Here is an 8754-nt window from a genome sequence, read left to right as displayed (position 1 = left end):
GTCCGGCCGAGAAGAAGGGCACCGCGCACGGCTGTCCCGTGTGGCACGCGTGTCCGCGCCACCAATCGGGCCGTACGGGCTCGCACCGGGGTCAGCGGACCTCGGTGATCTCCGGGCCGCGCTCCAGCTGGCCCATGCCCCCGCCGAAGCGGGAGCCTTCCTGCTCCTCGGTGGTCTGCACGCCGTCCGGCACCATCTGCGCGTCGTTGGGCAGCTTCAGGACGATCGGGTCGCGCGGGGCCATCGGGCCCTCTCCGCGGACCACGACGGTGTCCAGGAAGATCCGCTCCAGCACGCCCGCCGACTCGGGGCGCACCGCGCCCTGACCGGAGATGACACCGCGCAGGAACCAGCGCGGGCCGTCCACACCGACGAAGCGGACCAGCTGTGCGCCGGTCTGCCCGTCCGGGAGCGGTACGGGCACCTGCGCGCGCAGCTCCCAGCCGAGCGGACCCTCGACCTCGTCGATGATGCCGCCCTGCTTGGTGATGCCCTCGGCGATCTCCTCGCGGACCTCGCCCCAGATGCCCTCCTTGCGGGGGGCGGCGAAGGCCTGCAGCTGCACGGCGCTGTCCCCGAGCACCACGGTCGCGGCGACGATCGCGTCACCGGCGACCTCGACGCGCAGCTCCATGCCCTCGACACCCGGTACGAGGATGCCGCCGAGGTCGACCCGGCCGTCCTCGGGGTTGCCGGGGACCTCCGCGACGTCCCACGGGCCGTCGGGCCGCGGGGCCGGCGGCAGGTTCACCCTGCGCGGCTGTTCCCCGTCGGTCTCCTGGGCGCCGTCCTGCTCATCGGCGCCGACGCCGTCGACGACCTGCTCGGCCGCGCCGCCGTCCCTGACGGAGTCGTTCTTCTTGCGACGTCCGAACACGTCACTGTCCTTCCCGGTCGGATACGACCGAAGCGTAGCCATTCCCACCCTGCTGACCAGCGCCGGATCCGGCCACGGCCGCATGACCACCGGTGGAGCCGAAACCCCCCTCGGCCCGCGCCGAGTCGGGAAGTTCCGCCACCTCGTGGAAGCGCACCTTCTCGACCCGCTGGACAACCAGCTGGGCAATGCGGTCGAAACGCTCGAACCGGACGCTCTCGCGAGGGTCGAGATTGACCACGATCACCTTGATCTCCCCACGGTACCCGGCATCCACCGTCCCGGGGGCATTCACGAGCGCGAGCCCGCAGCGTGCGGCCAGGCCGGAGCGCGGGTGCACGAACGCCGCGTACCCGTCGGGCAGCGCGATGGAGACCCCGGTGGGCAGTACGGCCCGCTCTCCGGGCTCCAGCTCGGCGGCCACGGTGGTCACCAGATCGCAGCCGGCGTCGCCGGGGTGCCCGTAGGCGGGGATCGGCACGTGCGGGTCGACGCGCCTGATCAGCACGTCGACGCCGCCGCGGGCGCTGTCGTTGTCAGACATCAGGGGTTCACCTCGAAGGCGCGTGCGCGCCTGACCTGGTCCGGGTCGGCCATCGCCGCCCGGATCTCCTCGGGCCGTCCGTTGTCGATGAAGTGGTCGACCTTCACCTCGATGAAGAGGGCGTCCGCGCGCAGTGCGACGGGCCCCTGCGGACCGCCTATTCGACCGACGGCGCTCGAGTAGATCTTCCGGCCGGCCACGGCGGTGACCTCGGCCTCCAGGTACAGCACGGTGTCCACGGGCACGGGCCGGACGAAGTCCGTCTCCAGCCTGCCGGTGACGGCGATGACGCGCAGCAGCCAGTTCAGGGAACCGAGGGTCTCGTCGAGCGCGGTGGCGAGGACACCGCCGTGGGCCAGGCCCGGCGCGCCCTGGTGGGCGGCCTTGACGGTGAACTCGGCGGTGACCCGCACGCCCTCGCCCGCGCGGGCCTCCAGGTGGAGTCCGTGCGGCTGGCCGTCGCCGCAGCCGAAGCAGTGCTCGTAGTGCGCACCGAGGAGCTCGCCGGGTGCCGGGGCACCGGGGTGCCGCACCGGCGCGGTGGCATCGGCCGGGGGTGTCAACGCTGTGTTTCGTCCACTCACAGCCGCAGACCTTACCCGCGCCGCTACCCGCCGGTCGCCTCGTGGGAGGCTTGGCGGCATGCAGCTCTCCCCCGCGCACCACGACGAACGTCTGACGGCCCCCCGTTCCTGGTGGGGCATCGCCGCACTGGCCGGTCTCGCGTGCGCGCTGATGCTGCTGCCGCTGGGCACGATGCCGCTGCTGGCCGGGCTGGTCGGCGGCACCGCGCTGACGGGGCTGCTGGTGAGTGCGTACGGATCCCAGCGCGTGCGCGTGGTGGGCGGCGCGCTGGCCGCGGGCGACGCGCGGATCCCGGTGGCGGCGCTGGGCGACCCGGAGGTCCTGGATCCCGAGGAGACGCGTGCCTGGCGGACGTACAAGGCCGATACCCGCGCCTTCATGCTGATGCGCAGCTACGTGCCGACGGCGGTCCGCGTCGAGGTCACCGACCCGGCGGACCCGACCCCCTACGTCTACGTCTCCACGCGCGAGCCGCAGGCGCTGGCGGCGGCCATCCGCGCGGCGCAGGCCGAGGCCTGACGTCCCGGTCCGGCCCCGGGCCGGACCCCGGAGAGCGGGGCCGGGGAAAGCGCCCGGAGGAAGCGGGCCGGGGGAAGCGGGCCGGGGGATCAGGTCCGCGGGTCGACGGCGGGGCCCTCGACGGCGGCCCTGAAGGGCCCGGGAAGGACCTCGGCGGGCTGCTCGAGGGGCGGGAGCGAGGGCAGGGCGTTCCAGGCCACGGCGCGGGCCCGCAGGTCCGTGCGCACCTTCTCGGCGAGTTTGCGGGTGTCGCGGCGGTTCATGACCGCACCGACGGCCGCGCCGACCATGAAGGGGATCAGGTTCGGCAGGCTGCGGAACATCCGCTTCGTGATCTGCTGGCGCAGTTCGCGCTTCATCTGACCGCCCAGCGCCGCGTTCAGCGTCGTCGGCTTGGTCAGGTCCACTCCGCGCTCCTCCGTCCAGGACGTGAGGTAGGCGAAGCTGCGCTCCTTGAGGTCGCCTCGCGGGCGCAGGCCGTAGACCTCGTGGAGCTCGGCGATGAGCTTCAGCTCGATCGCGGCGACCGCGGTGATCTCGGCGGCCAGTTCGGCCGGCAGGGCGGGGGGCACCGGCAGCATGGCGGCCGCACCGATTCCCGCGCCGACGGTGGACGTCGCGTTGGCGGCGCCGGCGATCAGTTTGCCCGCGAGCTGTTCGGGCCCGAGGCCCGGGAACTGCGCGCGCAGGGTCGCGAGGTCCCGAACCGGAACGCGCGGTGCGTTCTCGATGAACCGGTCGGCGAGGTGAAGGGCGGCGGCCCCGGCACTTTCGCCGCCCTTGCGCACACCGTTCTTGACGGCTTGCAGCCGACGGACCCCGGAGGCGTACCGGGACCCCTCGTCGGCCTGTGGGGCCGACGGCACCGCCTGGGCGGTGTCGGGGAGCACGGCGGGTACGCCGGGGGCTCCAGGGCCCGTTTCCAGGCCGTTGGCTCCCTCCTGCGTCTCCGCCGGATCACCGCTCTTCCGAAAGCGGCGCTTCCGGAAGGGTGTCGAGCCGGTCACGGCCGACGCCTCTCAGTCACATTCGCGGCAGATCGGCTGACCGTTCTTCTCGCGCGCCAGCTGGCTGCGGTGGTGCACCAGGAAGCAGCTCGTGCAGGTGAACTCGTCGGCCTGCTTGGGCAGGACCCGAACGGCCAGCTCCTCGTTGGAGAGGTCCGCGCCGGGCAGGTCGAGGCCCTCCGCGTTGTCGATTTCGTCCAGGTCGACGTTCGAGGACGACTTCTCGTTCCGACGGGCCTTCAGCTCTTCGATGCTGTCGTTGTCCACGTCGTCGTCGGTCTTGCGCGGGGTGTCGTAGTCCGTTGCCATAGTTCGCTCTCCCCCTCTGGGATTTAGCGGGTGTCTCAGCGCAGGTAACGCGCGAGAGGCCGGACTTGTGCCCGACCTGAGGCGGAGATTTTGCCTCACATCAAGGTCTGTTACTCAATCGACACCCAGCCGCACATCAGAAGGAGCGATTGGCTGGGATGACGACCGGGACCGTACACGGTCCGGGGGCCGTCTTGCACAAACGCCACCCCATGTATTTCCCGCCGCTAGGGGGGCCGGAAACCCGGACTTCCCGGGCGTTCCGGCCTCCACCAGGTCACTGAACGCATACGGTTCGACACCCGGCACTGTGATCGATCGCACAGAAACCGCTGCCTTCGTCACCCACGCATTCAGCCAGCAGCGAACATGGGGTGACCGGAGTCACAAGGGCAGGGTGACGCGCATCACGAGGCCACCGCCCTCGCGCGGGACCGCCTGGATCCTTCCGCCGTGCGCGCGCGCCACGGAGCGCGCGATGGAGAGGCCGAGGCCGACACCCTTGTCGCTGCCCGTTCGCTCCGTACGCAGCCGTCTGAAGGGCTCGAACAGGTTGTCCACCTCGTACGCGGGAACCACGGGACCCGTGTTCGACACCGACAGGACCGCATGGCCGTGCACGGCCTCGGTGGTGACCTCCACCCAGCCGCCCTCCGGGACGTTGTAGCGGACGGCGTTCTGCACCAGGTTGAGCGCGATCCGCTCCAGCAGGACGCCGTTGCCCTGTACGACGGCCGGGGCGCGCTCGCCGCGGATCTCCACGCCCTTGGCGTGGGCCTCGCCGCGCGCCTGGTCGATGGCGCGCGAGGCCACCTCCGCCAGGTCCACGGGCTTGCGCTCGACGATCTGGTTGTCGCTGCGGGCCAGCAGCAGCAGGCCCTCGACCAGTTGCTCGCTGCGTTCGTTGGTGGCGAGCAGCGTCTTGCCCAGCTGCTGCAGCTCGACCGGCGCCCCGGGATCGGAGAGGTGCACCTCCAGCAGCGTCCGGTTGATGGCCAGGGGCGTTCTCAGTTCGTGCGAGGCGTTGGCCACGAACCGCTGCTGGGCGGTGAAGGCCCGCTCCAGCCGGTCGAGCATCTCGTCGAAGGTGTCGGCGAGCTCCTTGAGCTCGTCGTCCGGGCCGTCCAGCTCGATCCGCCGGGTCAGGTCGGAACCGACCACCCGGCGGGCGGTCCGGGTGATCTTGCCGAGCGGCGAGAGCACCCGCCCGGCCATCGCGTAGCCGAAGGCGAAGGCGATGATGCTCAGACCCATCAGGGCCATGAGCGAGCGGCTCAGCAGGTCGTCCAGCGCCAGCTTGCGCTGCTCGAGGACGCACTGCGCGATCGCGGCGTTGAACTGGTCGGCCGTCCGGGCGCCGGTGCCCACGCCGGGGCAGTTGGGGCTGACGATCTGGACGTCCCCCTGGCCGCCCGTGATCCTGAATACGGCGTTGCCTTCCTTCAGCGCCTGCGCCGCCAGCAGGTAGATGATCGACAGCAGCAGGATGCCGGCGATCAGGAACATCCCGCCGTACAGCAGCGTGAGGCGTATCCGGATGGTCGGGCGCAGCCAAGGGAAAGGACCCTCGGGCTGGCCGGGGTCCCAGGTCGGTTTCGGTGGCGCCGCCGGTGGCGCCGGTGTCGTTGCCATCCGCGTCAGATCCGGTAGCCGGAACCCGGGACGGTCACGATGACCGGCGGCTCGCCCAGTTTGCGTCGCAGCGTCATCACCGTCACGCGCACCACGTTCGTGAACGGGTCGGTGTTCTCGTCCCACGCCTTCTCCAGGAGCTGCTCGGCGGACACGACGGTGCCCTCGCTGCGCATGAGGACCTCCAGCACCGCGAACTCCTTCGGCGCCAGCTGCACCTCCTTGCCTTCGCGGAAGACCTCGCGCCGGTTCGGGTCCAGCTTGATCCCGGCGCGCTCCAGTACGGGGGGCAGCGCCACGGTGGTGCGGCGGCCGAGCGCCCGTACCCGCGCGGTCAGCTCCGTGAACGCGAAGGGCTTGGGGAGGTAGTCGTCCGCCCCGAGCTCCAGGCCCTCGACCCGGTCGCTCACGTCGCCGGACGCCGTCAGCATGAGCACGCGGGTGGGCATGCCGAGCTCGACGATCTTCCGGCAGACGTCGTCACCGTGCACGAGCGGGAGGTCCCGGTCGAGCACGACCACGTCGTAGTCGTTCACTCCGACGCGCTCCAGGGCGGCGGCGCCGTCGTACACGACGTCCACGGCCATGGCCTCCCGACGCAGTCCGGTGGCAACCGCATCGGCGAGCAGCTGCTCGTCCTCGACGACGAGTACGCGCACGTCGTTTCCTTCCTCAGTGCCCGTCAGGGCAGGCGTGTGGGGTGCGTCGTCCATCCTGCCCCTTTCGGCCGTAAACCGGCTGTAAGACGCCACACGGGGGTGCGCGAGGGACGGAAGTGGGGATTCCCTCGCCTCACGAGGTTTCTGGGGCCGGGGCACCGGGGAGGACGACAGCACACCCCGAACACTCCCTGACGGCGGTCCGCCACGTGCCGCCGCCGACCCACGAAGAGGGGGCGAACCCCATGGACGCATTCACCGCGGGACTCCTGCAGCGCATCAGGAGCACGCAGTCGGACCTCAGGCAGGCCCGCGAGACGGGCGACGACTTCCTCGTGGAAGTGGAACAGGCGGAGCTGGAAGATCTCCAGCGCCTCGCCGCCGAGCACGGAGTACCGCTCTCGGTCCCCGTCTCCGTCCCCGCCTGCTGACCACCCGGCCGACCGCTCGCCGGTAGGCCCGCACACCCCAGGCCCCCTCGAACCCCGGCAGCCGCCATCCGGCCGCCGGGGTTCCTTCACGTGCTCCCGCACGCGCCCACGTGCTCGCGCACGCGCCGCCGTGCCACCGCTCGGCACCACGGGGCTCCGCCCGCCGCCGGCCGCGGGCGGTCAGTCGTGCCAGGCCCCGGCCTCCTCCAGCAGCGGCTGGAGCGAGGCGAACACGGCCGGGGTGGCGGCCAGGGTCAGTTCCAGCGAGGCGCGCCGCCCCGGCCGGCCCCCGGTCAGGGCTCCCGCTTCCCGCGCGATGAGGTCCCCCGCTGCCAGGTCCCACGGGTTCAGCCCGCGCTCGAAGTGCCCGTCCAGGCGGCCCGCGGCGACGTCGCACAGGTCCAGCGCCGCCGAACCGCCGCGCCGGATGTCCCGCACGAGCGGGATGATCCGCTGGATGACGTCGGCCTGGTGGGCCCGTCGCGACTGCACGTACGCGAACCCGGTGCTGATCAGCGCCTGGTCGAGCGGCGCCGCCGGACGGCACGCGAGCCGGGTCCCGCCCCTCCACGCACCGCGTCCGAGCACCGCGTGGCAGGTCTCCGCGCGCATCGGCGCGGCCACCACGCCGACCACGGCCTCCCCGCGGTACTCGGCCGCGATGGACACGCCCCAGTTCGGCAGCCCGTAGAGGTAGTTCACGGTGCCGTCCAGCGGGTCGATGATCCAGCGCACGCCGCTCGTCCCGGCCGTGTCGGAACCCTCCTCCCCCAGCAGCCCGTCCTCGGGGCGCCGTTCCCCGAGGATCCCCGTGATCAGCTTCTCCGCGGCGATGTCCATCTCGGTGACCACGTCGATCGGGCTCGACTTGGTCGCCGCGACCGCCAGATCGGCCGGCCGGCCGTCCCGCAGCAGCGCGCCGGCCCGGCCCGCGGCCTCCAGGGCCACGTCCAGCAGCTCGGTCTTCAGTTCTTCGGAAATCTCTGACGTCACAGCCGGGTCCCACTCCCTACGCGTACGGACTGTCCACACCCGCGGCCGCCGGCCGGGGCCCCCGTGCCGGGCAGCAGCCCACGGCACACAGATCATGACTCGCTCCCAGGAGCCCGAGCGCGCAACGCTCCACGGCCTCGCCGCGTTCCGCCGCCGCCCGCTCCAGCAGGAGGTCCCGTACGGCCGCCGCGAACCGGGGGTCGGCGCCGACCGTCGCCGAGCGGGCTACGGGCAGACCCAGTTCGGCGGCCTTCGCCGTCGCCTCCGTGTCGAGGTCGTAGAGGACCTCCATGTGGTCCGAGACGAAGCCGATCGGCACCATGACGACCGCCGGGGCGCCCGCCTCGTGCAGGGCCTCCAGGTGGTCGCAGATGTCCGGCTCCAGCCACGGGACGTGCGGGGCGCCGCTGCGCGACTGGTAGACGAGCTCCCAGGGCAGCTCGGTGCCGGTCTCGGCCCGGACCGCGTCGGCGACCAGTTGCGCGACGTCCAGGTGCTGCTTGACGTAGGCGCCGCCCTCGCCGTCCGCGGTGTGGTCCGCCTCGGGGCCCGAGGTGTCCGCTGCCGCGTCCGGGATGGAGTGGGTGGTGAAGGCCAGCCGGGCGCCGGGCCGGACCTCGGCGGGGAGCGACTCCAGCGCCGCGAGCACGCCGTCGATCACGGGCTGCACGAAGCCGGGGTGGTTGAAGTAGTGGCGCAGCTTGTCGACCTTCGGCAGGTCCGCCTCGGCCACCCCGTCCTCGACGAGGAGCGCGAGCGCGTCGGCGAGGTTCTCGCGGTACTGCCGGCAGCCCGAGTACGAGGCGTACGCGCTGGTCGCCAGGACGGCGATGCGGCGGCGGCCGTCGGCGGCCATCTCGCGCATCACGTCGTTCAGGTACGGGGCCCAGTTGCGGTTGCCCCAGTAGACCGGCAGGTCCAGACCGTGCTCCGCGAAGTCCTTGCGCAGCGCGTCCAGCAGCTCGCGGTTCTGCGCGTTGATGGGGCTGACCCCGCCGAAGCCGAAGTAGTGCTTGCCGACCTCCTTGAGCCGCTCGCGCGGGATGCCCCGCCCGCGCGTGACGTTCTCCAGGAACGGCACGACGTCTTCGGGCCCCTCGGGGCCGCCGAAGGACAGCAGCAGGAGGGCGTCGTAGGGCGCGGCGGGGCCTTCGGCCGAGCCGGGAGCGGAGGCGCGGTGCTGGTCTGACATGGCTCG

The 8754-nt window shown here is 72.2% G+C and carries 11 protein-coding genes; 2 read left to right on the top strand and 9 right to left on the bottom strand.

All coding sequences use genetic code 11. From position 1 onward, the window contains the following. Positions 1-91: 91 nt before the first annotated feature. Genes ABZY44_RS28385 through ABZY44_RS28375 form a run of 3 tightly spaced genes read right to left on the bottom strand, consistent with a single transcriptional unit; the run spans position 92 to position 2005 of the window. Entirely contained in the window at positions 92-877 is a 786-nt protein-coding gene (locus tag ABZY44_RS28385) for a DUF3710 domain-containing protein (protein ID WP_356658658.1), read from the bottom strand. A 1-nt stretch (position 878) separates the two neighbouring features. Continuing rightward, a complete protein-coding gene (gene dut / locus ABZY44_RS28380) occupies positions 879-1421 on the bottom strand; it encodes a dUTP diphosphatase (RefSeq protein ID WP_356658656.1) in 543 nt (180 codons plus the stop codon). After that, complete coding sequence (locus ABZY44_RS28375) at positions 1421-2005, bottom strand: PaaI family thioesterase (protein ID WP_356658654.1); 585 nt, start codon at positions 2003-2005, stop codon at positions 1421-1423. Before ABZY44_RS28375 ends, dut begins: the two co-directional genes overlap by 1 nt. A 58-nt stretch (positions 2006-2063) precedes the next feature. Here ABZY44_RS28375 and ABZY44_RS28370 point away from each other — a divergent pair, with 58 nt between their 5' ends. Beyond that, complete coding sequence (locus ABZY44_RS28370) at positions 2064-2525, top strand: DUF3093 domain-containing protein (protein WP_356658652.1); 462 nt, start codon at positions 2064-2066, stop codon at positions 2523-2525. A gap of 89 nt (positions 2526-2614) precedes the next feature. Here ABZY44_RS28370 and ABZY44_RS28365 read toward each other — a convergent pair whose 3' ends face one another. From ABZY44_RS28365 to ABZY44_RS28350, 4 genes are all read right to left on the bottom strand, one after another. Beyond that, complete coding sequence (locus ABZY44_RS28365) at positions 2615-3532, bottom strand: hypothetical protein (protein WP_356658650.1); 918 nt, start codon at positions 3530-3532, stop codon at positions 2615-2617. A 12-nt stretch (positions 3533-3544) separates the two neighbouring features. Beyond that, entirely contained in the window at positions 3545-3841 is a 297-nt protein-coding gene (locus ABZY44_RS28360) for a DUF4193 domain-containing protein (protein WP_112451146.1), read from the bottom strand. Between the two features lie 384 nt (positions 3842-4225). Next, entirely contained in the window at positions 4226-5473 is a 1248-nt protein-coding gene (locus tag ABZY44_RS28355) for a HAMP domain-containing sensor histidine kinase (protein WP_356658648.1), read from the bottom strand. Between the two features lie 5 nt (positions 5474-5478). Continuing rightward, a complete protein-coding gene (locus ABZY44_RS28350; RefSeq protein WP_030008767.1) occupies positions 5479-6132 on the bottom strand; it encodes a response regulator transcription factor in 654 nt (217 codons plus the stop codon). A gap of 245 nt (positions 6133-6377) precedes the next feature. Here ABZY44_RS28350 and ABZY44_RS28345 point away from each other — a divergent pair, with 245 nt between their 5' ends. Then, positions 6378-6563, top strand: a complete 186-nt coding sequence (locus ABZY44_RS28345) for a hypothetical protein (RefSeq protein WP_356658646.1) — start codon at positions 6378-6380, stop codon at positions 6561-6563. 180 nt (positions 6564-6743) lie between these two features. Here the strand turns inward: ABZY44_RS28345 and ABZY44_RS28340 are convergent, their stop codons facing one another. Beyond that, positions 6744-7544: an inositol monophosphatase family protein gene (locus tag ABZY44_RS28340; protein ID WP_356658662.1), complete on the bottom strand. Its 801-nt coding sequence runs from the start codon at positions 7542-7544 to the stop codon at positions 6744-6746. Between the two features lie 28 nt (positions 7545-7572). Beyond that, positions 7573-8748, bottom strand: coding sequence for a ferrochelatase (locus tag ABZY44_RS28335; protein ID WP_356658644.1), 1176 nt, complete (start codon positions 8746-8748; stop codon positions 7573-7575). Between the last annotated feature and the right edge of the window lie 6 nt (positions 8749-8754).

Source organism: Streptomyces sp. NPDC006544 (genome assembly GCF_040611715.1).
Classification (GTDB): Bacteria; Actinomycetota; Actinomycetes; order Streptomycetales; family Streptomycetaceae; genus Streptomyces.
This window is presented reverse-complemented; position numbering and strand designations above follow the sequence as displayed.